A 24,165-nucleotide genomic window follows, 5' to 3' on the forward strand; every position below is an offset into this window, starting at 1 on the left:
GCGTTCGTGGTGCCGGATGGAAGGTGCCGGATGGAGGGCATCAGGCAGAGGGCGTCGGGCGGAGGGTGCCGGGCGCGGGCGTCAGTGCCGTCGCCGCAGCCCCGCCACACCCACCCCGGCCGCCGCCGCGACCACGGCCACCGCCCCGCCGTGCCGGGCGAGCCACGGCTGTACGCCGTGGGCGACGGCCCGGTCGTCGAAGGTGCCGTGGGCGCCGAAGTCGTGTCCCCCGGCACCGTCCGCCGGGTGCCAGAGGTTGACCGGGGCCAGCTCCTCGTGCGGGATCGCCGTCTGCTGCGAGGAGAAGCCCGTCCGCGCCAGGTAGCGGTCCAGCAGCCCCGGCGCCACCGCGTTGGCCAGCAGCGTGGCGACCGTGCTGCCGCCGACCCAGCGTTCGCGCCGCCCCGGGTGGTCGGCCGCGTGGACGATCGCCCGCGCCGCTACCTCCGGCTGGTAGACCGGCGGCACCGGCCGCGGGCTGCGCGGCAGCCGGGAGAGCGCCCAGCGGAACTGCGGGGTGTTCAGGGCGGGCAGCTGCACCATCGTGGTGCGCACCTTGCTGCCCTGGTGGAGGAGTTCGCAGCGCAGCGCCTCGTTCATGCCCTGGATCGCGTGCTTCGCCCCGCAGTACGCGGACTGCAGCGGGATCCCCCGGTACGCCAGCGCCGAGCCGACCTGGACGATCGTGCCGTGGTCGCGCGGCAGCATCCGCGACAGCGCGGCCTGCGTGCCGTACACACAGCCCAGGTAGGTGACTTCGGTGGCGCGCCGGAACTCGTCCGGCTCGATCTCCACGAACGGCGCGAAGACGGTCGCGAAGGCGTTGTTGACCCAGACGTCCACCGGGCCGAACACCTCCTCGACCCGGTCCGCCGCCGCGCGGACGGCATGGTGGTCGGCCATGTCCACGGGCAGGACCAGTGCCTGCCCGCCGGCCGCGACGACCTCGCGCGCGGCGGCGTCGAGGCCCCTGCGGCCCCGGGCCAGCAGGGCGACCCGGGCGCCGCGTGCGGCGAAGGCCCGCGCCGTGGCGCGTCCCACACCGCCGCTGGCGCCGGTCACGACGACGGTTCGCGCTCCGCTGCGTGTGCGTCCGTTGCGTGTGCTCACCGCCGCCGGGTACCCCTCGGCGGTGACCGCAAACGGGATCATCGGCCGGCCGCCCCCCGCAGCCGGTCCAGGAGAACGGCCGTGGACTCGGCGCCGGCGGCGGCGGGCACGCCGTCGACGACGAATGTGGGCACCTGCCGTATGCCGGCGTGCCCCGCGCGCCGCCGGTCGGCGAGGACGGCGCCGGCGTGCTCGGTCCCGTCGAGCACGGCGCGGACCGCCCCGGCGTCGAGGCCCGCGTCGCGGGCCAGACCGGTGAGGACCGTCCGGTCGGCGACGTCGGCGTTGTCGGTCAGATGGGCCGCGAAGAGCCGTTCCGCCATGGCGTCTGCCAGGCCGTGCTCCGCGGCCGCGCGGATCAGCCGGTGCGCGTCGAAGGAGTTGACCGGCCGGGCGGTGGCCGGGCGCAGCAGCAGTCCCTCGGCTGCACCCAACTCCTCGATCCGGCCGAACAGTTCCCCGAGGCGGTCCGCGTCGAGCCCGTAGCGGACGGCCATCATGTCGCGCAGGGTGGGCCCGGGGACGGCCGGGTGGCCGGGGCGCAGTTCGAAGCTGCGCCAGACGACGTCGACGGGGCGGCCGAGCCGTGCGACGGCCGAATCCAGCCGCCGCTTGCCGATCCAGCACCAGGGACACATCACGTCGGCCCAGAACTCGATCTGTACGGGGCGGGTCATGCCGCCTCCTCCTTCCGGTCCTTCCGGTCGGTGTCCTTGCCGGCGCCTTTGCCGGTGTCCTTGAGGAACAGCGCGAGGACCAGCCCTGCGGCGAGGACGCCGGTGACGATGAGGAAGACGGAGTCCATCGCGCCGGAGAGCCCCTCCAGGACGGGCCGGGCGAGCCGTGGGTCGAGGCGGTCGAGGAAGGAACTGTCGTCCAGGTCGGGGGCCGTGCCGTCGCGCAGCGCGGACAGCAGCCGCCGCGCGGCCGGGGTGTCCGCGACGGCGGGATCGCGGAGGGCGGCGCCGAACTCCGGTGTGCGCTCGGCGTCGTGGAGGGCACCGGCGACCCGGTCGCCGGTGAGGGCGAACAGGACCGAGAGGTAGACGGCCGTGCCCGCGGTGCCGCCGATCTGCCGGAAGAAGGTGTACGAGGCGCTCGCCGCGCCCATCGCCCCGGGCGGCGCCGACGCCTGGATCGCGAGCAGCATCACCTGGAAGCAGACCCCGATCCCGAGCCCCATCAGTGTGGTGACCGTCCCCGTCGTCCACAGCGAGGTGCCGGGGGAGAGGCGGGAGAAGGCCAGGGCGCAGCCCGTCATGCAGGCCAGGCCCAGCAGCAGGAACCCCTTGTGGCGGCCGGTGCGGGTGACGACGGGACCGCACAGCCGGCCGCCGGCGATGATGCCCAGGGTCTGCGGCAGCAGCATCAGCCCTGCCGCGCCGGGGGAGAGGCCCTTGACGATCTGGAGGTACATCGGCAGCACGCTCAGGCCGCCGAACACCCCCATGCCGACGACCGTGTTGACGGCGTTGCTCACGGCGAAGAGCGGCCGGCGGAACATGGCGGGCGGCAGCAGCGCGGCGTCGCCCATCCGGCGTTCCGTCAGGACGAAGGCGGCCAGCCCGGCGGCCCCCAGGCCGGCCAGGGCCAGGGTGCGGGCGGACGCCCAGCCCCAGTGGCCGCCCTGCTCGGCCACCACCAGCAGCGGGGCCAGGCCGAGCAGCAGGGTCAACGCGCCGCCGTAGTCCACGCGATGGGGTACCCGGGTGTGCGGAAGCCGGTACAGGGTGGCGACCAGGAACAGCGCGACCGCGCCGATCGGCAGGTTGACCAGGAACGCCCAGCGCCAGCCCGCGACGCCCCCGAGCCGGTCCAGGCCGGCGAACAGCCCGCCCAGCACGGGGCCGGCCACGCTGGCGACGCCGAACGCCGCCCCGAACCAGGCCTGGTGGCGGCTGCGCCGCTCCGGCGGCAGCATGTCGGCCAGGATCGCGAACGCCAGGGCCATCAGTCCGCCCGCGCCCAGCCCTTGGACGGCCCGGAAGGCGGCCAGCTGGTACATCGACTGCGCCGCCGCGCACAGGGCCGAGCCCAGCAGGAACAGCGAGATCGACACCAGGTACAGGGGTTTGCGGCCGTACAGGTCCGACAGCCTGCCGTACAGGGGCGTGGAGACGACCCCGGTGGCCAGGTACGCGGTGGTCGCCCACGCCTGCAGCGTCAGCCCGTGCAACTGGTCGGCCACGGTGCGCATGACGGCCGCCACGATCATCTGGTCGAGAGCGGAGAGCAGCAGTCCCAGCAGCAGCGCCGCCATCACGGCGGCCACGGTGCGGCGGCCGGGCGGTGACGGCGGGGCGGTGGTGGAAACGGGCATGGGAAACCTCCCGAGGGCAGGCCGGACCTGCCCGAAGCAATTAATTAGGCTCCGTACAATATGGAACCTTACAGGATGGTGTCCCGGCCGGAAGGAGAGCTACTGTGGGGGATCCGAAGACCACGCGCCCGCCCGAGGAGGCCCACCCCATGACCGACGCCCCCGCCCCGGACCCGCGCACCGGCACGTCCCCGGTCGACGAGGCCCAGCAGGCGGTGGCCGGCCTCTTCGCCGCCTACCGGCGGCTGCGCGGTCGCGAACAGCAACGCCCCGACGGACTGACGGGCGCCCAACTCCGAGCCCTGGACGGCCTGGCCGACACCGGCCACGCCACCGCCCGCCAGTTGGCCGGGTACGCCGACGTCACGCCCGCGACCATGACCGGCATGCTCGACGCGCTGGAGAAGAAGGGCGTCATCTCCCGGGAGCCCAGCCCGACCGACCGCCGTGCCGTCCGCGTCGTCCTCACCGAAGAGGGTGCGGGCGTCGTCGAGGCCGCCCGCGGACAGTGGCGCGAGCGCTGGACCGGCGCCCTGGACGGTGTACCCGCCGAGGACGTCGCGGCTGCCGTCCGGGTCCTCGACGCGGTGGCGGGGATGTTCGACGAGATGTGACGGACCGGGGTGTGCCCCACCCACCCGTCCGCCCCGTCCGTCGTGCCCCCGCCGGGCGGGGCGGCCATGCTCGGCTCTGTGAGACCCCTGCGCGTTCTGGCCGCCGCCCTGTTGCTCGTCTTCCTGTCGCCCCCGGGCCCGGCCCGTGCCGCTCCCGTCGAGCGGCTCTACGGCTCCGCCAACCGCACGTTCGCCACCACCGCCCGCCGCGTCGCGCTCACCTTCAACGCCGCCTGGGACACCGCCGGGATCGGCGATGTGCTGCTCACCCTGCGCCGGTACGGGGCGCCCGCCACCTTCTTCCCCACCGGGCAGTTCGCCGAGCGCCATCCGGAGGCCGTGCGCGCCATGGCGGGCTGGGGCGGCGTCGCGAGCCACTCCCACACCCACCCGCACTTCGCCGGGCTCTCCCGGGACGCGGTGGAGCGGGAGGTGACCGCCGCCGACCGGGCGCTGCGGGCGGCGGGCGCCGTGCCGCTGCCGTTCTTCCGCTTCCCGTACGGGGAGGCGACGCCGCAGGGCATCGCCCATGTCAACTCCCTCGGTTTCGCGGACATCGAGTGGACCACGGACACCAAGGGCTATCTCGGGACCGCCGGCGGCATGACCGTCGAGAAGGCCGTGCGGCGCGTGGCCGACGTGCTCGCGCCGGGCGCGATCGTCCAGTTGCACGTCGGCTCCGGGGACGGCTCGGGGCAGGTGCTGGACGCGGAGGCGCTGCCGCGGATCATCGAGCTGGTGCGGTCGCGGGGTTACGAGGTCAGCGACCTGCGGACGTTGCTGGACCCGGTTGTCCCGTCGGCCCCTTGACCCGTTCGACCCGTTCGACCCGTCCCGGCCGGTTCGCGCAACGGGCGCAGCAGCAGCCAGCCGACGGCGGGCAGCGCGATCAGCGGGGCGAGGGCCGCCTGGAGGGACGCCGCGTCGGCCAGCGCCCCGATGGCGGGGCCGGCGATGCCGCCGACGCTGACGGCCAGCCCCAGGGTGACGCCGCTCGCCGTGCCCATGTGCCGGGGCAGGTAGTCCTGACCGAGCGTGACGTGCAGCGAGAACGGCACGTACAGACAGGCCGAGGTCAGCGCGACGAAGCCGTAGAGCGCCGGGCCGGGGACGAGGACGACGCCGGCGACGGCGAGGACGGACAGCGCGTACGAACGGCGGACGACGGTGACACGGCTGTACCGGTTCGCCAGCCGTCCGCCGGCCACCGTGCCCACCGCCCCGCCCAGGTAGAGCACGAACAGGGCCGCGGTGCCCGCGACTTCGCCGCCTCCGGCGCGCTCGCGCACGTACAGCGAGACGAACGCGCTCAGTCCGACGAAGACGACGGACCGGCACATGATCGCCCCCGACAGGCGGGCGAACGACGCCCGGTCGTCCTCCCGTTCGTCCGCGTGGCCCGCCGTGGCCGCCCCGGGCCGCGGATCCGTCCTCGGCACGGCCGCGTACAGCACGGCCGCCACCAGCGCCGGCCCGGCCAGCAGCGGCGAGGCCCGCAGACCGCCGGTGGCGACGACGGCCGCGACCAGCAACGGGGCGGCCGCGAAGCCGATGTTGCCGCCGAGCGAGAACCACCCCATCGCGGCGTGGTCGCCCCCGGCCGCGCCACGGGCCGCCCGCGCCGCCTCGGGATGGTAGGCGGCGACCCCGATCCCCGACACGGCCACCACGGCGAGGGTGAGCGCATACGAATCGCCCGCCCCGCTCAGCGCGACCCCGCCGCCCGCCGTCAGCGTGCTCACCGGCAGCAGCCACGGCATGCGCCACCGGTCGGTGAGGACCCCGAACAGCGGCTGGACGACGGACGACAGGAGGGACGCGGCCAGGACGATCCCGGAGGCGGCGGCGTAGGTGTAGTGCCGCTCGGAGACGAAGAACGGCACCAGCGCGGCGACGGCGCCCTGGTAGACGTCCACGCAGGCGTGCCCGAGGGACAGCAGTCGTATGGCGTTTCGTTGGGTTCGTTGGGAAGACACCTGTCGATCGTGGCGCGACGGCCGCCTGTCGCGCTTCCGATAAAAGGCCACATCATGCCGGAAACCCGCCATGATACAACGGTGCCCATGCGCTTACGATCGCTGGTGACGACGACAACTCTGCTGACGACGCTGCTTGTTGGCGCCCAGGGAGCGGCGACGGCCGCGGAGACGCCGCACTGCGCGGACCGCGCGGCCGTGACCGTCTTCCGTCCGGGCGGCCTGCCCGTGGCGGACTGGCGGGAGAACCTGGAGTTCGACGGCCACGGCACCCTCTGGGTCTCGCACCTGGCCAGGAACCGCGTCGAGGGCTACGCGCCCGACGGCACGCTGCGCACCACCGTCCCGGTGAGCGGCCCGGGCGGGATACGCCGCGGCCCCGACGGCCGGATGTACGTCAACTACGGCATCAACCCCCTGGCCCGCGACGGCGGAATCGTCGCCTTCGACCCGAAGGACGCGCACCCCCGCGCCGCGACGGTCGTCACCGGCACCCGTGGCATCAACGGCCTCGCCATCGACGATGCCGGCAATTTCTACCTGACCCGCGAACTCGCCACCGGCATCCTCAAGATCCGCCCCGACGGCACGCGCGACGAGGAGTGGACGCGCAAGGCGGCCGTCTTCGGTACCAACGGCATCGCGGTGTCCGGCGGTCAGCTCTATGCGAGCGTCCTCACCGACCTGCACTCCTCACTGGTCCGTATCCCCCTCTCCGACCCCGCCCGCCACACTGTCGTCACCCGCCTGAGCCCCAACCCCCTGAAGGCGAAGGTCCTCGACGACCTCACCGTCCTCGACGACGGCGACGTGGTGGTCGCCTCCTTCGCCCGCGGCGAACTCCTCCGCGTGACCCCGTCCACCGGCCGCTCCTGCCTCCTCGCCACCGGCCTCCGCATGCCGACGAGCGTCCGCGCCGCCCACGGCTTCGGCGGCTACGACGCCCGGCACGACCTGTTCGTCACGGAGGCGTCGGGGCGGATCGTGCGGGTGCGCATCGGCTGAGCCCATGGCCCGGCCGGGCGCTGCCGCGGCCGATGCGTCAGGCGGTAGTTGCCCGTCAGCACCCCGCGCCAGTCCGCCAGGAGGGTCCGGAACTCCGTCGGGGAGCAGCCGGTCAGCATGCGGAAGTCGCGGTTGAGATGCGGCTGGTCGGCGTAGCCGGCGGCCGCTGCGGCGTCCGCCCAGGACAGCGGTCCGGTGTCGTACATCAGGGACAGGCTTCTCTGCAGCCGGGCGATACGGGCCACGGACTTGGGCGACAGCCCGATCTCCCGGCGGAACCGGGCGTTCAAGTGCTGGCGCGACCACCCCACTTCGTCCGCCAGCGCGCCGATCCGCACGTCGCCCGAGAGCATCGAGAGCCGTTGCCAGGCATGCCGGACCTGCGCCGGAAGCTCCGGTCCGGCATCGATGCGGGCGATCAGATAGCTGTCCAGCAACCGGAACCGTGCGGGCCAGTCGGGAGCCTCCGCGAGCCGGTCGGTCAGGTGCCGGGAGCCGGTGCCCAGGAGGTCGTGGAAGCCGGCGTACGAGCCGGTGAGTTCCCGCAGAGGGACGCCGAACAAGGCGTGGGCCCCCGGCGCGGTCAGCTGCACCGTCAGGCCGTGCATCCGCCCGGCCTGCTCGATCGTCATCGGCCGGTCCCGCATCCCGGTCACGGGCGAGGCGCCCATGTCCTGCCCCGGTACCCGGGAGTTGGTGACCAGTGTCCGCACCGGCGGCTGGAAGTCGATGACGAGGACCACGGTCGCCAGCGCCGTGATCCGCCGCAACAGCGGCCGTGCGACCGTCCAGTCCTGTCCCGTGTATGCGAGCACGAGGCCGGCGAGACGGGGATGTGGTGTGCGGAAGACGAGTTCGGCCGGACCGGCCGTCCGGACGGGGCTCACAGATGCCTGGTTGTCCACTTGGCTCCCTTGGAAGCACAGAACGCAGGATCCTGAACGCCGAACCCTACTCCCCGCATTCCTCCGGGTCCGGTGCTGCGGCTCCCCGCTTTAGGCAGTCTTGTCCGCCCGCCAGGCCGCTTACGGTCACATTATGAGCGTTATACACCCGCTATGCACCCGTAGGGGTGAATTGCCCGCGCTATCTCTGTTCGAGGTTGACGGGCCGCGATGTGCTGCTGGTGTTGCCCCGGCCCGGGCAATGTCGACCCGGGCAATGCCGTTGAGGAAATGAGGCAAGCATGTCCTCCGCGCATTCACCTACCTCACCCACCCGCCGCACGGGACTCATCGTTCTGAGTGCCTTTGCGCTCGTCGTCGGCTTCCTCCTCGCCGTTCCGCAGCGTGGGTTCGCAACAGAGCCGAAGCCCTCGCCGTCGGTCCGTACACCTGCCATCGCCAAGCCCGTGCCGGGGAAGAGGACTTCGACCGGCGCACCCGCGAACACCGATCCCGTGACCTACCACGGCGGTCCGGTCCAGGACGCACCCCAGGTGTACGTCGTGTGGTGGGGAAACCAGTGGTCCAGTGGGAACAACGATCCCAAGAAGGAGCTGTTCCTCCAGGCCTATTTCCTGGACAGTCTTTACGGCGCCGGTGACAACTGGAGCACCTCGGCCACGCAGTACTGCTCCGGCATCGCGACGGGAACGAAGGACTGCTCCCATGCCGCCACCTTCGTCGGGCACCCCAACTCCAGTCCGCGTGTCGGCCAGTGGGACGACGAGAGCGCGGCCGCGCCGCAGAACCCCACGCAGACCGACATCAACAACGAGGCCGTCAAGGCCGCTCAGTACTTCGGCGCGAGCGGCACCAACACCCAGATCATCATCGACACGCCGCCCGGGGTCGTCCCCAGTGGCTTCAAGACCCAGTACTGCGCCTGGCACTCCGTGGCCGATCTGCCGGGCGGCGGCCAGATCACGTACACCAACTTCCCCTACATCCCGGACGCCGGAGCCACGTGCGGTGCCAATTCCGTGCCCGTCGGAAGTACCGGCGTCAATGCGGACAACGAGGGCGTGACCATCGTCGGCGGCCACGAGTACGGCGAGACCCTCACGGACCCCGGGGTCGGTTCGGGCTGGACCAACGGCACCCTCGACACCGAGACCGCCGACAAGTGTGCGTGGACCAATATGGGCATCGTCACGCTGAACAGCAACCACTACGCCGTCCAGCCGCTGTGGAGCAACAACGCCGGCGGCGGCTCGGGAGCATGCGTCAAGTACTACAACTCGGCTGCCAGCCAGGGCTGATCCGGCCCGGGTGGGCGGAGCCGCGTGTTCCGCCCACCCCTTCCATGGTCCCGCTTCCACGGTCCCGCAGACATGCAGAAACGGCCCCGCAGCATGAGCCACCGTTTCCTTGCACCCCTCGCCCGTACCGCTCTGACACTGCTCGTTCTCACCGGCTGCGCCGACAGCAGCGGGACCACGGCCCCACCCTCGTCCGAACCCGCGTGCCGCGCCCCCGGGGCGGCGATTCTGCCGCATACCGACGGGACCCTCACCGAGGACGACAACGGAGCACGCGTCTGCCTGGCCGAAGGGCGGACGATCGCCGTGTTCCTCAACGCCCGCAGCACGGATGCCCGCACCTTCTGGGAGCCGATCACGGCGCAGCCGTCGTCGGCCGTCCGGCGCGGGAGCAACGGCGCGATGACCCTGCCGATCGGCGTCACCGCCGCCCTGTTCACCACGACCGCCGTCGGCGACGTCCACTTGGCGAGCCGCAGGGGGTCCGGTGGAACGTGGGCGGCGACCCTGGTCGTCCACTGATGCACATGATGCGGGGCTCCGTCCTCGGGGCCCCGCACCGTACCCGCAGATCAGCCCAGCGAGCTCAGGTCATGCGCGTAGATGCCCACCGCATGCGCGATGACATCGATGTTGGTGTCGAAGTACTTCAGGTCGATGTTCTTCAGGTTGTCGCCCTTGGCGTGGTAGTTGGGGTCGTACGCGACGCCCGCCTTGCCGCCGAACTTCTCGGCCTGGACCGCGGTCTTGATGCCCTCGGCGCCGGTGAAGGTGCCGCCCGCGGGGATGCCGGCCTCGATGAACGGGCCGTAGTCGGAGCGGCCGTCGAAGTCGGTGCCCTCGTGGGGCTTGTGCTTGCGGTCGAGGTAGTCGGTGATCAGCTTCTCGATCTCGGCGGAGCCCTTGGGGCCGGGGCCGGAGCCCGTGTGGTCGGAGTCGTCGCCGTCGTAGACGAGTTCGGCCGCGTTGGGGGAGGCGATCATGTCGAAGTTGAGGTAGAGCGCGATCTTCTTGCGCTGCTCGGGGGTGAGCTGCTTGACGTAGAAGTCGGAGCCGAGCAGGCCCAGTTCCTCGCCGGACCACCAGGCGAAGCGCACCTTGTTGGTGGGGTGCTGGGTGTGCCGGGCGAGCTTGAGGGCGACCTCCAGCAGACCGGCGGAGCCGGAGCCGTTGTCGTTGATGCCCGGGCCCTCGGGGACGGAGTCGAGGTGGCTGCCGAGGGAGACCACATGGTTCGCGTCGCCGCCGCGGGTCTCGGCGATCACATTGCGCGTGGTCTTGGGGATGTGCTGCTGCTGGATGGTGAGGGAGAGCTTGACCGGGCCCTTCTTGGCGGCAGTGGTGAGCGCCTCGCCGTCGGCCAGGGAGATGCCCGCGGTGGGGATCTTCCCGTCGGCGGGCTTGTCGAAGCGCGGCCGCGCCGGGGCCGTTCCGCTGTGGTTGTAGATGATCGCGCCGATCGCGCCCGCCTTGGCGGCGGCCGCCTGCTTCTCGGCGTAGGAGCAGACCCCTCGCTTGATCAGGGCTATCTTGCCCGTGAAGGTGTCCGAGGCGTAGTCGTCCGGGGTGCAGCCCGGCTTGTCGCTCACCTTGGCGACGGCGATCTGCGCCTGGATCCCGGCGGCGGGGGTGGACGGCGACAACCTGCCCGCCGTCACCTTCAGTTCGCGCGGGTCGGGGGAGAGGACGGACAGCTTCTCCGTCGTGGTCTTCGCGTCCCAGATGGTGAAGTCCTGGTAGGAGACGCGGTAACCGGCCTGCTTGAGCAGCTTGTACACATAGGCGGAGGACGCCTTGTGGCCCGGCGTCCCCGCCGCCCGGTTGCCGCCGTTGGCGTCGGCGATCCCCTGGAACGCCTTGAGGTGCCGGTAGGCGCCCTTCGCCGACGACTCCCGCTCCAGCTGTCTCGCGAGCCGCTCGGCCTTGCGGTGCTGCCGGTCGTTCCCGCCGTGGGCGTCCGCCGGAGTGGCGGCGATCAGGACGGGTGCGGCGACGGCGGTGGCGACGAGGGCGGTCAGCGCCCTGCGGCCGCGGTTCCGGTGGAGAAGGCGCACGGGGGTCCCTTCGACAGGCGGGCCCCTTTCGTCAAGGCCCGCGACTGGAACGGACCTTACGGAGCGGGGGCCTCCGACGGGACCCCCTGGCCGGTAGCTGACACAAGACCGCCACATGCCCGACAGACGACGCGTGGTGGGACGGATGACGACGCCCCACCACGCGTTCCGTGCGTCAGGTGTTCTGCGCCGTGTCGTAGAGGGCCTTCGCCTCGTCGCCGAAGTACGGGCCGAACATCGTGTTGGGCAGGAAGGTGTAGCCGAAGCTGTTCACCGACGCCTGGAGGCCGGTGCCCGTCGACTCGTCGAAGGAGGTGAACCAGGGACCGCCGCTGGAGCCGCCGGTCATGTTGCAGCTCAGGCCGTGGTCCTTGGTGAGCAGGAAGTCCTTCGTGGCGGTGCCGCTGCAGTGGATGAGCTTGGTCCCGTCGTAGGGGGAGGCGGCGGGGAAGCCGAAGGAGTACATGGCCCGGCCGTAGGCGCCGTTGAAGTCCAGGCCCTGGCCGCCGACCACGTCGGTGAGCTGCTTCCCGTCGAGCGGGGCGACGACGGCGGCGCCGATGTCGTTGTTCATGTCCTCGCTCGCCGTCCACTGCGGGGTGGACAGCGTCTTGGTCGCGGTCCAGGTGCCGTACGGGGCTTGGCCGTCGTGATAGCCGGGCGCGAACGTCCAGTTGGTGTGCCAGCTGCCCTGGTACTTCACACAGTGCCCGGCCGTGATGACGGTGCTGTGGTTCCCGCTGGTGACCGCGTCGCCGGAGCAGGAGGCGGTGCGGCCCTGGAAGGTGAAGAACACCCGGCCGGAGGTCTTGAGGACCGCGCCGCCGCCGGTCCACGGGCCGCCGGCCTGCGGGAAGGAGCGTACGGACGGGTGGGCGGGGGTGGGGGCGGGAGCGGGGGTCGGGGCGACGGTGGTGTGCCGGCCGGTGCTCCGCGGGGCGTCGGCGGGACGGTCGGCCGTCACGTCGAGCGGGGTGGCCGAACGCATGCGCTCCGGCGTCCAGAATTCCGCGACCCGCTGCTGTGCGGCGGCGGTCGGTGCCGCCGCGTGCTCGGTCGCCGGAAGGGCCGAGGCGCCGGCCGTCAGGCCGGGAACGGCGAGCGAGCAGGCGGCCAGCAGCACGGCGGCCGCGGCGGCGGTCGTACGGGGGTGGCGTCTCACGCGTACTCCTTCTGCGGGGGGCCGGCCGGCGCGGGGCGCGGACCGGGCAGACGAGTGGTGCGGTTTCGACGGTGCGAGGGGAAGGGTGCGCGCCTTGACGGTACTCCGTCAAGTTGCACGGGAGTCAACCCCGGGGCCGGACGGTCCGGTTCGGACGGCCCGGCCCCGGGAGCCCGGTGCGGCCCGCAGGATCGGCTGGGCCGCCCGGGGGAAACCGGGTCACCCCACGTCGTACGCGTTCCGCAGCCCCAGCCGCCACCGCAGCTCGTCCCGGCGCTTGAACGCCTCCAGCTCCGGTGCCCGGTACAGCGGGGTGACCGTGCACCGCTCCGCACCCGAACCCGCCTCGTCCAGCAGGGCGTTGACCGCGGCCCGCGCCGACGCGTTGGCGCCCTCCATCGTCGCCAGGTCGATGTCCGTGACGACGTAGTCCCCGGACAGGAACAGGTTCGGGATGGCGGTGCGCGCGGTCGGGCGGTTGGCCCAGGTGCCCACGGGGTGGATGAGGAGCTGTTCGTCGTTGGTGGCGCGGGAGCCGCCGAGTTCGACGGCCGGGTCAAGGAACCAGGAGTGCAGCGCGGAGTCCTTGAGGACGGTGCGGCCCGTGTCGTTGAGGCTCGCCTTGAGCTGGGCCCAGACCTCCCGTGCGACCTCCTCGCGCGTGCACTGCTTGGCCGTTTTCCCGTAGAGGAGGCCGGGACTGTTCCAGTCGGAGATGTCGCAGGACAGGCAGTCGGCCACCGTCCCGTCCCCGAAGTCCCGGCGGAAGTCGTGTCCCCGCCAGAACTGGGCCTGGGAGATGGAGGTGATCGCCCAGGGCGAGTCGAGGTGGTTGATGTGGCCGTGGACGATCGGGGTCGGCTCGGTGAGGTAGAACTGGATGCCGGTCATCCAGTCCGTCTGCAGCCGGTCGCAGCGGGCCAGTTGCGGATCTGCGGCCCGTACCGCCGCGTTCCAGGTCGTACGGGCGTGTTCGACGGGCATGGCGGAGACGAAGTGGTCGGCCTCGGCCGTCCGCCGCTCGCCGCCCGGGCCCTCCAGGACCGCCCCGGTGATCCGCCCGCCCTCCAGCCGCAGGTCGCGCGCCGCCCACCCGGTGCGGAACTCCACGCCCAGGGAGCGCAGATGGGTGACCCACGGGTCGATCCACGCCTCGTTGGTGGGGGCGTTGAGCAGCCGGTCCAGCGGGCCGTCCGCGCCCAGGTGCAGGGCGTTGAAGAGGAACGCCTCCAGCATCGTCGCCACGGTCCGGGTGCTCGCGACCTCGGACTTGGTCGCCACGATGTTGCGGGTGATGCCTATGCACAGCAGCCGCTGGTAGTCGGGGGACATGCGGGCGGCCCGGGTGAACTCCCACCAGGGCGTCCGCTCCCAGTCGTCGAGGCGGCGCCGGTCGCAGCTGGTGAACCAGACCAGGAGGCGGTCGGCGAAGTAGAGGACCTCGTGCGCGGGCAGCCGGGCGAAGGTCTCCAGGAAGGCGACGAGGGCCCGTCGGATCTCGTCGGGCGTGAGCGGGGACGGCCGGGTGCTCCAGCCGGCGAACGGGAAGCGGAGGTCCTCGCGCCCGGTGCGGGCGAAGAGCGCCTCGCCCGGTGCGACCAGATTGTCGTGCACCCCATGGGTGTTGCCGGGGACGGGGATGCGGCGGAGGGTGTCGGGGAGATTGTGGTAGATGCCGGGGATGAAGCGGAAGCCGTGCTCGCCCGGCAGGGGTCTGCGGCCGCCCCGCGCGCTGTCCGGTACGTCCATGCTGCGCGCCTTGCCGCCGAGGGCGCCCTTGCGCTCGTACACGGTCACCTCGAAGCCGCGTTCGGCGAGTTCGTGCGCGGCGGTCAGGCCCGCGACCCCGCCGCCGAGGACCGCGACCCTCCGCGCGCCGGCGCTCCGGCGGCCGGACGCGGCGCCGGCCGTCCCCGTGGCCGCCCCCGTGAGGGCCGCCGTGGCCGCCACCGCCGCGGCCCCGCCGATGAATCCCCTGCGTGTGCTGCTGCCCGTACGCTCGACTGTCACCACAGCTCCTACCATTGGGTAACTGGCGTGTTGGCGGAGGAGCATAGGGGCGCACCCGTCCCACGGACAGCAGACGTCACGCATGGAAGCAGGATGGCCGGAAGCACGCGACCGTGTGATTGAAAGGGGGCTCCGGCCGCCGCGACCATGGACCCGTACCGGCGAACGGGCTTACACGGCGCCCGTGGCCGGGCGGGAGGCGAACGTCTGTGGGACTGCGTATCCATTTCGGTGCCGACGACTTCGCGCGGACCAGGCTCGCGCAGTCGCCCGACCCGATGTGGGAGGTGCTGCTGAGCCTGCACATGCTCCAGACCAATGACGGCCCGCTGGTGTTCGACCGGTGGCGCCGCTCGGTGCGGGGCAGGCTGGACCCCGGCGCGCGGCGCCTGCTCGCGCTGGCCCCGCCGCTCGGCTACTCCCCGGACTTTCTCACCCCGGCGGCCGGTACGGGCGGCATCGACCTGGGCATCAGCGCGCTGCTGTCCACCCCGCGCGCCCGGCTGCGCGGCGACCTCACCGAACTCGCCCTGTCCAAGGGGCGGGTGGCGCCCTGGATGCGCGGCATCGCCGACGGCGACGTGGAGGCGCTGACGGGCCTGGGCGAGGCGATCCGGTCGTACTACCGCCTGGCCCTCGCGCCGCACTGGTCGCGGGTGCGCACCGAGGTGGGCGCCGACCTGGCCGCCCGCGGCCGGGCGGTGCCGACGGCCGGCCTGCCCGCGGGCACCTTCGACCACCTGCTGCGCAGCCTGCACCACGGCCTGGAGTGGCAGCGGCCGGTGCTCATCATGCACGGGCCGCACGTGGACGGGGACCTGTACCTGGACGGCCGGGGGATCCTGCTGCTGCCCTCGTTCTTCTGCTGGCGGATGCCCACGATGCTGCGCAGCCACGACCTGCCGCCCGTCGTGGTCTACCCCATCGAGCACAGCCCCGTCCCGCTGGCCCCCAAGCGGCCGCCCGAAGGGCGCGGGCAGGGGCTGGAGGCGCTGCTGGGACGGACGCGGGCGGTGCTGCTGGAGGCCGTCGCCGAGGGCGGCACCACCACGGAGCTGGCGCGCACCGCCGACATCGCCGCCGCGACGGCCAGTCATCACGTCTCCGTCCTGCGCGAGGCCGGGCTGCTGGTGACCCGGCGGGTGGGCGGGGCCGCCCACCACACCCTCACGCCGCTGGGCGTCCAGCTGCTCAACGGCCGCCGGGTGGCGTGATAGTGAGGCGCCGCCGACCTGCCGGATTAGACGCCCGTCGAATGCCGTGGCCGCCCCGCCCGGCGGGGCGGACCCTGGTCTCCCGGGGGATGCGGGGAAGAGACGGGGGATCGACGTGCGAGGACACGGGCCGGGAGGGCCCGGGCGGTACGCGTCATGGCGATACGCACCATGAACGCGCCGCCCGCGGGACCGAGGGTGCCGACGGGGGTGAGCGCGGGCGTCGCCGTGTACGACCGTGACTCCGGCACCTTCACCGAACGGCTCGCACCGGACGCGCGGTTCCGGTCGGCGTCAGTGGTGAAACTGCTGATCGCGCTCGACCTTCTGTGGGACCGCGAAGCGGTGGACGTCCTGCCGCCGGACGACCGCACCCGGCTGGCCGCGATGCTCGCGAGCAGCGACGACGACGCGGCCGGCCACTTCTGGGAGCGGAACGGGGGGACCGGCGTGATCACGCGCATGGTCTCCCGTCTCGGGCTCACGGGAACCTCGGGGCCGCCGCCGGACTTCCCCGGATACTGGGGGTTTTCGGCCATCACGGCGGCGGACGCGGTCCGCGTCTGGCGCTACCTGCTGGACGAGGCGCCCGCGGCGCTGCGCGACGCCGTACTGGACCCGCTGCGGCGGGCCACCCGGTACGGCACCGACGGCTTCGACCAGTCCTTCGGGATCCCGTCGGCCTTCGCGCGGCCGTGGGCGGTGAAGCAGGGCTGGTCGGGATTCCCGGCGCCCGCCCGCCCGAAGGGCGCGGGCAGGGGCGGAGTGGACCTGGACCGGCCGGCCCTGCACACCACCGGCACGGTGGGCGCGGGCGACCGCGCGGTGGTGGCCGTCCTCACCCTGCACCCGCCCGGCACGGCGTATGCGGCGGGGTGCGCCCGGGTCACGGAGATCGTACGGTCGTTGAGGGTGCCGGGCGCGGGAGCGATGTGACGCTCCGTCGGATTCGCCGACGTGCTTCCCGCTTGCCTGAGTTGCATGCGTTCGTGCGGGGTGTGCGCGGAGCGCGGTACCTTTTCCCGGGTTCCCCTGCTTTCCCGGCTTCTTCCGCTTCCTCTGCTTCTTCCGCTTCTTCTGTTCTTCGGCCTCTTCGCCTTCTTCGGCAGCCCGTCACGGGAGTTGACGGAACCCGCCGGTGACGACCGCTCTTCTCAACTGACTCCAGAGTCAGTTGGCAAGGGCTTCGGGAGGCGCATTCGAGTGAAGTTGGGGCGCGCGATGATAGCACTGTGCGCCCTTACGCCCCCCACGGCTCGGTGATCTCCACCCATGGCCGGGGCCGCCGCCGGTATGAATTGTTGACGTGCCCCGAGCAAGACCGGCATTGGGGGGAGATGGGAAGGGTGGGACGGAATCCGTGATCCGAGTTCTACTGGTGCACGACACCTCGTTGCTGCGCACCGCGCTCGCGGAACTGATCGGAAGAGAGCCGGATCTGGAGGTCTACTCCGCGCCCTGGCGCCGGGCGCCGGCCGCCGTGCGGACCGTCCGTCCGCGGGTGTGCGTGGTGGACATGGACAGCCCCGACGCGGGAGGCCCCGGTGGTCTGCGGGAGTTGTCCGCCGGACGGGACGCGGGGGGCGCGATGCCTGCCCTGCTGGCCCTGGCGAGCGCGGAACGCCCGGGGCCGCTGCGCCGGGCGTACGAGGAGCGAGCCTTGGGGTACTTGAGCAAAAACGCTTCACCTGACCGGTTGGCGGAGGGGATACGGCATGTCGCCCAGGGCGAGCGCTACATCGACGAGTCGCTCGGCTACGGCTTCCTCGAAGCCTCGGAGATCCCGCTCACCAGACGGGAGTTGAGCGTCCTGTCACTCGCGGCCGAGGGCGCCTCCGTCGGCGAGATCGCCCGCAGCCTGCACCTCTCGAACGGAACCGTGCGCAACTACATGTCCGCGATCACCCGCAAGACGGGGGCGCGCAACCGCGTCGACGCGATAAGGATCTCGCGCGTCGCGGGCTGGGTCTGACGGGCCGGCGTCGCCGCCGACCAGATCGCGGTACAGCGGGGAGACGCGCAGCAGTTCGGCGTGCTCCCCGCACACCGTGTGCGGCCCGTCCATGACCAGGATCCGGTCCGCGCGCAGCGCGGAGGCGGCGCGGTGCGCGATGACGACCAGCGTGCCGCGACCGCCCCCGGCGACGGCCGGCCGCCGGGTGAGGGCGTGCTCGGCACGTGCCTCGGCGGCCGGGTCGAGATGACACGTCGCCTCGTCGAGGAGGGCGATCGGGGCGGGGGAGAGGTAGGCGCGCGCCAGCGCGATCTGCTGGCGTTCGCCGGCGGACAGCTCCGCCGGGGCGACCGGCGCGGCGAAGCCGCCGAGGCGCCCGACGATCCGCTCCATGCCGACGGCCCGGGCGGCATCCGCCAACTCGTCCTCACCGGGCGGAACATGCCGCAGGTAGGCGAGATTCTCGGCGAGCGTCCCCGAGAAGACATAGGCCTCCTGCGGGATCAGCAGCCGCAGCGCCCGCGCGGCCTCGCTGTGCGCGGGCGCCCCGCCGAGGGACACGCTCCCGGCGCCCGGGGCGAGCAGGCCGGCCGCGAGCCCGGCGAGGGTCGACTTGCCGACGCCGCTGGGGCCGACGACGGCGAGGTGGCCGCCCGGGGGGACGGTGAGGGTCAGGTCGTGGACGACGGGGGCGGCGTGGGGGCCGTAGGCGAAGGTGAGGCGGTGGAAGGAGAGGGCGGGGGCGGACCCCTGGGGGTGTCCGCCCCCGCCCCGCCCTTTCACCTCCTCCGGAGGGGGTGCCCCCACTTCCGGAAGGGCGGGGGCGGGGGGCGTCAACCGCCGCAGAACCACCGCCAGTCGCGCCCCACTCGTCCCCACCCCATGCACCAGATCCTGCAACGCCGGCAGCAACGACTGCGTCAGATACGCCAACGCCCCGACCAGCGCCCCCGGCGTCACCCCACGCCCCAGCAACCACGGCGCCGACACCAGCAGCAGCACCACCGGCAGCCGCCCCGCCACCGTCAGCGCCGCGATCCGCGCCACCGACCACCGCGCGAGCGAACCCGCCACGGCCCGCTGCGTGTCGACGAGCGCCCCCACCTCCGACCGCACCCGCGAGCCCGCCCCGCCCGCCGCGACGTCCCGCAGCCCCTGGCAGACCTCGCCCAGCGCCCGGGCGATCTCCTCGTCCGCGACGAGGAACGCCTCCTGGCGCCGGGCCAGGACCCGCAGCGTCGCCACGAAGAGCGCCAGCCCCAGCACCAGCGGCCCCGCCACCACCGGCAGCAGCTCCGGCGCCAGCAGGAACAGCCCCGTCAGCGCGCCCGCCGCGGTGAACACGAACGACCGGGTGACCATCAGCAGCCCGGCGAACGCGTCGCGCGCGATCTCCACCTGGTGGGTGAGGCGGGAGACCGCCGCGCCGTCCCCGTCGGCCAGGGCACGGGCCACCACCCGTCGGACGAGCGCGTCGCGCAGCGGCTCGACGACGGCGGCCAGCGCCGGATACGTCCGCCCGGTGCCGTACGCCCCGGCCAGGACCGCGAGCGCGGCGGCGGCCAGCCAGCCCAGTCCGGTGCCGGTCCGGCCGGCGAGGAACCCCCCGTCGAGGGCGTGTGCCAGGGCGTAGCCCAGGGCGAAGGTATGACCCGCCTCCAGGGCGGACCAGCCGGCCAGCCGGGCGAGCGCGCCGCGCCGGGCGGCCAGGAACCGGAGCCCTGCGGAAGGGAGTTCAGGAAGCACCGAACACCGCCCGGTACTCCGGCAGCCGCCACAGCTCGGCATGGGTGCCCGTGGCGCGCAGCCGGCCGTCGTCGAGCCAGGCGACCCGGTCGGCGCGGGCGGCGGTGGAGGCGCGGCGGGCGACGATCACCCGGGTGCGGGCGGCGGTGTCGTGGGCCAGGGCCCGGCCGACCTCCCGCTCGGTGGGGGAGTCCAGGCCGGATGTGGCGTCGTCGAGGACCAGGACGCGTTCCGCGTGGGCGAACGCCCGGGCCAGGCCCAGGCGTTGGGCCTCGCCGCCGGACAGCGGCGCGGCCGTGCGCGGCGTCTCGTACCCCTCGGGCAGCCGCCGGACGAAGCCGTCCGCGCATGCGGCGCGGGCGGCGGCCGTCACCGCCTCCCGGCCGGGGTCGAGGACGCCGAAGGCGAGGGCGTCGCCGACCGTGGCGCCCAGCAGTGCGGGCCGCTCGAAGGCGTGGCCGACGGCGCGGCGCAGTGCGTCGTGGGAGAGGTCCGGGAGCGGGACGCCGTCGAGGGCGACGCTCCCGGAGTCGGGGTCGGAGAGCCGCCCGGCGAGGGCCGCGAGCACCGACTTGCCGCTGCCGGAGCGGCCGACGACGGCCAGCGAGGTGCCGCCGGGCACGACGAGGTCCACGTCCTCCAGGACCGGCCGGCCGCCGCGCACGGCGCCGACGCCGCGCAGCTCCAGGGTGCCGGGGCCGGGCGGCAGTTGGAGCGTGCCGTGGTGCACGGCAGGGACGGTGAGGACCTCGGCGATCCGCCGGCTGGCCGCCCGGGCGCGCACCAGGGCGCCGATCCGCCCGGTGAGCATGCCGACGCCGGTGGCGAGGACGGCGTAGCGGGAGGCGGCCAGCAGGTCGCCCACGCTGATCCGCCCGCGGGAGAGCAGCACTCCGGCGACGGCGAGGACGGTGATCTGGAGCAGCGGCACGAGGGTGACGGCCCGGGCGCCCGCCCGGCCCTGGACCCGCCACATGCGGTGCCCCTGCCGGGAGAGCCCGCCCAACGGTGCGAGCACACGGGCGCGTTCGCGGTCGGCGGTACCGGCGGCCGCGATGGTGCGGGCGCCCGTGACGGCCTCGGCGAGGCGGCCGGCGATGTCCCCCTGGATCCGCTGGTACCGCACGGCGCAGTCGGTGGAGGCGCGGGCGAAGGAGCGCAGCAGCAGGAAGAGCAGGGGCGCGCCCGCGAGGAACGCGGCGGCGAGCCAGGGGCTGATCAGGCCGAGGGCGACGATCGCGCCCAGCGGGCCGACGACGGTGGCCGCGGTGGCGGCCGCGGTGGCGGGGGCGGTCGCGGCGTCGGCGGTGTTGCCGACGAGACGGGTCACGAGGTCCCCGGGCGGGGTGCGGGCGGTGACGCGCGGCCCGGCCGCGAGGACATGGCCGAGGAGCCGGTGGCGCAGCCAGGCGGTGGAGCGGGCGGCGGTGGTGCCGGAGAGGAGGTCGGCGAGGGCGTCCAGGGCGGCGGGCCCGCAGACCAGCGCGGCGCACAGGGCGACCTGGCGCCCGGCCCCGGCGTCGTGGGCGAGCAGCAGGTCGAGGGCGCGGCCGAGGGCCGCGGGCAGCAGGAGCCCGGCGCCGGTGGACAGCAGACCGGCCAGGCCGAGGACGGCGGCGGGCACGGCGGCCTGCCGGACCGCGCCGAGCAGCACGCGGTCGCCGTCGGGGACGGCGTGGGCGGGAGCGGTGCCTCTTCGGGGCATGGCCGGCCTTCGCGTCGATGCGGGCGTGCCCCGGCCGGCCGCCTTGGGGAGGAGGCCGGCCGGGGCCGGTCAAACCTGACGGGCCGTCACGGACGGTCCGTCACAGACGTCGGGGACGTCACAAGCACAGACGTCACAGACACAGCAGAACGCTGGCGGCGCTGATGCAGGAGAGCAGGCTGACGGTGCTCTCTCCGCCGTGACCGCCGTCGTGCTGGTCGGACTCCAGGTTCTGCAGGTCGAGAAGAGCCATGATGTTTCCTTTCCTGGGGACGGTATTTGGTGCGCGGTGCCACTCGGTGACGGCACCGGGTCTAGGAGCCCGCGGGGGCGGGCGCGCCCTTGAGGGGCGGGAGGAACGGCAGGTGGGCCGGGCGGCCGCCGAGCGCGGCGCTCAGGGCCAGCAGACAGCCGGCCGTTCCGGTGGCGAGGTCCATCGAGAGCCGCATCATCTGGTGCCCGGGGAAGGCGAGTTCGCCGCGGTAGTCCATGGCGTACCAGCCCAGGGCGCGGGTCTGCCCGTCCACCTGGCCGCGGGTGACGGCCGGGGCGGTGGTGCGGCTCAGGTGCAGGATCATCCCGGCGCGGCCCTGGAGCAGGCCGGGCTGGGCGTAGAAGCGGGACCGGGCCGCGGTGAGGATGCCGTCGCGGGCGGCGGCGAGGCCGTCCGCGTCCCGGCCGTCACCGGCCAGGGCGGTCAGCAGGTCGTCGAGGACCAGGCCGATCCCCGCGCTGCCGTCGCCGACGTACGGCATGGTGCGCCAGCCCTCGTCGACCTGGAGGCTGCCGCCCTTCGTCGTCACGCACCGGTCGAGGTCCGAGCGGAGCGCGGCCTCGGCGAGGGTGAGCAGCTCGGGGGTGCCGGTCCGTTCGTACAGGCGCAGGAAGAGCAGCGCGGGGCCGGTCGCGCCGCGCATCAGCCCGGCGCGGCGGCCGGCGGGGGCGTCCCCGGCGGCCCGGTCGGCCAATCGGCCGGCGAGCGTCTGCGCGGCGGCGAGGGCCTGCCGGCGCAGCTCCGACTCGCCGGTCGTGGCGGCCAGATGGTCGAGGACGAGGCCGATGCCGGCCACGCCGCCGTGCAGGTCGGAGGTGAGCCGCAGCCAGTTCTCGCGGAGGACGGTGTCCATCAGGTCGAGGGCGCGGCCGGTGTGGCCCAGCCGGTCGAGGACGAACGCGACGCCGGCGACGCCGTCGTAGAGGCCGAGCGGTGTGCCGGGCGGGAGCGGGCCGGTGCGGTCGAGCAGCCAGCGCTCGCCCGCCTCGTACCGCCCGGCCCCGGCCTCGTCGAGGGCGTACAGCACCCCCGCCGCGCCGTGCGCCAGGCCGAGCCCGCCGCCGTCGCCGAACTGGGCGATGTCGCCCGGGAAGAGGCGGTCGTCGCGGTCCGGGGTGGCGGAGGCCAGGATGGCGCGGACCATGGAGTCACGGCTCGCGGGCCAGTCGTCGGGCGCGGGCGGGCGGGCCCGGGTGGCGGGGGCGGTGTCGCGCAGGATCTCGGCCACGGCCTCGTCGAGGAACTCCCGCGGCACGGGGAACTGTTCGGCGATCACCTCGGCGAGATGGGCGGCCTTGCCCCGGTCGATCACGAACAGCGTGGTGACGGGCAGGAACAGCGCGAGGCGCAGACAGGCCAGCGCGTACCGGTCCACATCGGCGCCGCGGCGGTCGGGCGGGGCGAAGAAGCCCGGGTGGGCGACCACCTGTCGGCCGTGCTCCGCCGCGTCCGCCGCGGCCTCGAAGTCGATGAGCCGCACGGAGCGTTCGTCGGGGGTGACCATGATGTTGAACATATGGAGGTCGTTGAAGACCAGCCCCCGGGCGTGCACGGCGGCCACGGCATCCTCGACGGCGCGGTGGATCCGCAGCGCCCAGTCGGTGTACGCGGCGACGGCCGCGGGGTCGGGGGCGTCGGTGAGCAGCGGATGGCGTTCGCCGAAGAAGGAGTTGAGGGGCTTGCCCTCGACGAAGTCCATGACCAGGAACCGGTGGTCGCCGAGGGCGAACCAGTCACGCACCTCGGGCGCGACGCCGAGCCCCGACAGCCGCTCCAGCGCCTCCTTCTCGCGCTCCAGCCGGGCGATGGCGTCGGCCCCGTCGGCCGCGAGACCGGCGTGCGGGCGGCCCTCCTTGAGGACGACCTGCCGCCCGTCGCGGGTGTCGGTGCCGCGGTAGACGCCGCCGCCGTTGGAGAAGTGCAGGGCCTTCTCGATGCGGTACGGGAGGTCGGCGACGGTGGTCGCGTTGCGCGCGGCCAGGTGCGGGGCGAGGAACTCCGGGAGGGTCACCCACGACGGCACCTGGAACGCCGGCTCTCTGAGGTCGGGGACCAGGCGCCCCTCGCCGTCCTCGACCGCGGGGACGAGCGTCCCGCGCCCGTCGACGCAGAAGCGGCGGACGAACGCGCCGTAGCGGACGTAGAGCGGGCCCTCGTGCCAGCGCAGGTCGGTGAGGATGTACGGGCCGGGCCGCCCGCCGATGATCCCGTGCAACTCTTCGAGCACGGACTCGAGTTGCCGCTCGTCGGCCGGGTAGATCGTGACGAACTTCCCGCTGTGGTCCCGGCCCGCGTACTTGGTGTTGCGCAGGTGCAGGAGGTGCGGCGCGGGGACGAACTTGAACGGGATGCCGCGGGGGACGCAGTGGTCCCAGACGTCGGCCGCGGTCTTGTCCGCGGTGTCCGCGGTGGCGGAGACGTGGATCTTCCAGCCCTGGAGGGGGCGGGAACCGGCGTCCCTGGGCTGGATGTTGAGCCAGTCACCGGAGCGGGTGGCCTCCCAGCCGTCCGGGACGGGCCGCCGGGCGGTCTCGAAGAGCGGGCTCTCCTGGGCGGCGGCGGTGTCGGGGGTCTCGTAGAAATGCCTGTCCGCCAGGCAGTAGACCTCGTACCGCTTGTCCATGTGATCCCCCTCGGTGGTGATGAACCGAGATTTTCATGCGGTGGGGTATGAGGACAGTCACAGATGTCATGAAGGGGGTGTGCAGAACGCATGGGTGGGGGTGGGGAGTTGGTTTGCCCCTGGCCCGCCCTTTCACCGTTTCTTCCGGGGGCTCCGCCCCCTCGGCCCGGCACCGCGCTGCCGCGCGGTGGGCGG

19 protein-coding genes and 1 pseudogene are annotated in these 24,165 nt (G+C 73.5%); 8 read left to right on the forward strand and 12 right to left on the reverse strand.

Translation table 11 applies throughout. The features are described 5' to 3' along the window. Positions 1–81 precede the first annotated feature (81 nt). From AB8735_RS30945 to AB8735_RS30955, 3 genes are read right to left on the reverse strand one after another with little or no spacing between them, the layout of a single operon-like run. Positions 82–1,110, reverse strand: coding sequence for an SDR family oxidoreductase (locus AB8735_RS30945; RefSeq protein ID WP_344021986.1), 1,029 nt, complete (start codon positions 1,108–1,110; stop codon positions 82–84). 38 nt (positions 1,111–1,148) lie between these two features. Further along, entirely contained in the window at positions 1,149–1,787 is a 639-nt protein-coding gene (locus tag AB8735_RS30950) for a DsbA family protein (RefSeq protein ID WP_372410865.1), read from the reverse strand. Then, positions 1,784–3,430 carry an MDR family MFS transporter gene (locus AB8735_RS30955; protein ID WP_372410867.1) on the reverse strand — a complete coding sequence of 549 codons (1,647 nt, stop codon included), beginning with the start codon at positions 3,428–3,430 and terminating at the stop codon, positions 1,784–1,786. Before AB8735_RS30955 ends, AB8735_RS30950 begins: the two co-directional genes overlap by 4 nt. 149 nt (positions 3,431–3,579) lie before the next feature. Here AB8735_RS30955 and AB8735_RS30960 point away from each other — a divergent pair, with 149 nt between their 5' ends. Next, the gene (locus AB8735_RS30960; RefSeq protein WP_344021992.1) at positions 3,580–4,044 is read left to right on the forward strand and encodes a MarR family transcriptional regulator; all 465 of its coding nucleotides are present in this window, start codon (positions 3,580–3,582) and stop codon (positions 4,042–4,044) included. A 78-nt stretch (positions 4,045–4,122) separates the two neighbouring features. Further along, a complete protein-coding gene (locus tag AB8735_RS30965; RefSeq protein ID WP_344021994.1) occupies positions 4,123–4,854 on the forward strand; it encodes a polysaccharide deacetylase family protein in 732 nt (243 codons plus the stop codon). Here AB8735_RS30965 and AB8735_RS30970 read toward each other — a convergent pair. After that, positions 4,797–6,020 carry an MFS transporter gene (locus AB8735_RS30970; protein WP_372410870.1) on the reverse strand — a complete coding sequence of 408 codons (1,224 nt, stop codon included), beginning with the start codon at positions 6,018–6,020 and terminating at the stop codon, positions 4,797–4,799. The genes AB8735_RS30965 and AB8735_RS30970 overlap by 58 nt on opposite strands. Before the next feature lie 87 nt (positions 6,021–6,107). Between AB8735_RS30970 and AB8735_RS30975 the strand changes: the two genes are divergently transcribed. After that, on the forward strand, positions 6,108–7,025 hold the full coding sequence (locus AB8735_RS30975) for an SMP-30/gluconolactonase/LRE family protein (protein ID WP_372410871.1): 918 nt from the start codon (positions 6,108–6,110) through the stop codon (positions 7,023–7,025). Here AB8735_RS30975 and AB8735_RS30980 read toward each other — a convergent pair. Then, entirely contained in the window at positions 6,956–7,930 is a 975-nt protein-coding gene (locus tag AB8735_RS30980; protein ID WP_372410872.1) for a helix-turn-helix domain-containing protein, read from the reverse strand. The genes AB8735_RS30975 and AB8735_RS30980 overlap by 70 nt on opposite strands. A gap of 281 nt (positions 7,931–8,211) precedes the next feature. On the opposite strand from AB8735_RS30980, the gene AB8735_RS30985 reads away from it, so the two are divergent. Together AB8735_RS30985 and AB8735_RS30990 are read left to right on the forward strand one after the other, a co-directional pair. Continuing rightward, a complete protein-coding gene (locus tag AB8735_RS30985; protein WP_372410874.1) occupies positions 8,212–9,228 on the forward strand; it encodes a hypothetical protein in 1,017 nt (338 codons plus the stop codon). A gap of 93 nt (positions 9,229–9,321) precedes the next feature. Continuing rightward, positions 9,322–9,750: a hypothetical protein gene (locus AB8735_RS30990; RefSeq protein WP_372410875.1), complete on the forward strand. Its 429-nt coding sequence runs from the start codon at positions 9,322–9,324 to the stop codon at positions 9,748–9,750. A 50-nt stretch (positions 9,751–9,800) separates the two neighbouring features. On the opposite strand, the gene AB8735_RS30995 is transcribed toward AB8735_RS30990, so the two are convergent. The 3 genes from AB8735_RS30995 to AB8735_RS31005 all read right to left on the reverse strand — a co-directional run bounded on the left by AB8735_RS30995 (position 9,801) and on the right by AB8735_RS31005 (position 14,454). After that, entirely contained in the window at positions 9,801–11,282 is a 1,482-nt protein-coding gene (locus AB8735_RS30995; protein WP_372410876.1) for a M28 family metallopeptidase, read from the reverse strand. A gap of 175 nt (positions 11,283–11,457) precedes the next feature. Further along, positions 11,458–12,444, reverse strand: coding sequence for a serine protease (locus AB8735_RS31000; RefSeq protein WP_372410877.1), 987 nt, complete (start codon positions 12,442–12,444; stop codon positions 11,458–11,460). 219 nt (positions 12,445–12,663) lie between these two features. Then, positions 12,664–14,454 carry an FAD-dependent oxidoreductase gene (locus tag AB8735_RS31005; RefSeq protein WP_344022008.1) on the reverse strand — a complete coding sequence of 597 codons (1,791 nt, stop codon included), beginning with the start codon at positions 14,452–14,454 and terminating at the stop codon, positions 12,664–12,666. 209 nt (positions 14,455–14,663) lie between these two features. On the opposite strand from AB8735_RS31005, the gene AB8735_RS31010 reads away from it, so the two are divergent. The 3 genes from AB8735_RS31010 (at position 14,664) to AB8735_RS31020 (ending at position 17,640) form a co-directional block, all read left to right on the forward strand. Beyond that, complete coding sequence (locus tag AB8735_RS31010; RefSeq protein WP_344022011.1) at positions 14,664–15,668, forward strand: winged helix-turn-helix domain-containing protein; 1,005 nt, start codon at positions 14,664–14,666, stop codon at positions 15,666–15,668. Positions 15,669–15,824: 156 nt separating this feature from the next. Next, positions 15,825–16,604 carry a hypothetical protein gene (locus tag AB8735_RS31015; protein WP_372410878.1) on the forward strand — a complete coding sequence of 260 codons (780 nt, stop codon included), beginning with the start codon at positions 15,825–15,827 and terminating at the stop codon, positions 16,602–16,604. A 424-nt stretch (positions 16,605–17,028) separates the two neighbouring features. Next, entirely contained in the window at positions 17,029–17,640 is a 612-nt protein-coding gene (locus AB8735_RS31020; RefSeq protein ID WP_372410879.1) for a LuxR C-terminal-related transcriptional regulator, read from the forward strand. Positions 17,641–17,934: 294 nt separating this feature from the next. On the opposite strand, the pseudogene AB8735_RS31025 reads toward AB8735_RS31020, so the two are convergent. The 4 genes and pseudogenes from AB8735_RS31025 to lanKC all read right to left on the reverse strand — a co-directional run. Beyond that, positions 17,935–19,410 (reverse strand): annotated as a pseudogene (locus AB8735_RS31025) (ATP-binding cassette domain-containing protein); the annotation flags it as partial. Beyond that, positions 19,358–21,073 carry an ABC transporter ATP-binding protein gene (locus AB8735_RS31030; RefSeq protein ID WP_372410880.1) on the reverse strand — a complete coding sequence of 572 codons (1,716 nt, stop codon included), beginning with the start codon at positions 21,071–21,073 and terminating at the stop codon, positions 19,358–19,360. The gene AB8735_RS31030 and the pseudogene AB8735_RS31025, both read right to left, overlap by 53 nt. A gap of 133 nt (positions 21,074–21,206) precedes the next feature. Then, on the reverse strand, positions 21,207–21,326 hold the full coding sequence (locus tag AB8735_RS31035) for a SapB/AmfS family lanthipeptide (RefSeq protein WP_344022019.1): 120 nt from the start codon (positions 21,324–21,326) through the stop codon (positions 21,207–21,209). A gap of 61 nt (positions 21,327–21,387) precedes the next feature. Then, entirely contained in the window at positions 21,388–23,970 is a 2,583-nt protein-coding gene (gene lanKC / locus AB8735_RS31040; RefSeq protein ID WP_372410882.1) for a class III lanthionine synthetase LanKC, read from the reverse strand. Positions 23,971–24,165: the final 195 nt, after the last annotated feature.

Origin of the sequence: Streptomyces luteireticuli (assembly GCF_041519305.1) — a bacterium.
Taxonomy (GTDB): Bacteria; Actinomycetota; Actinomycetes; order Streptomycetales; family Streptomycetaceae; genus Streptomyces; species Streptomyces luteireticuli.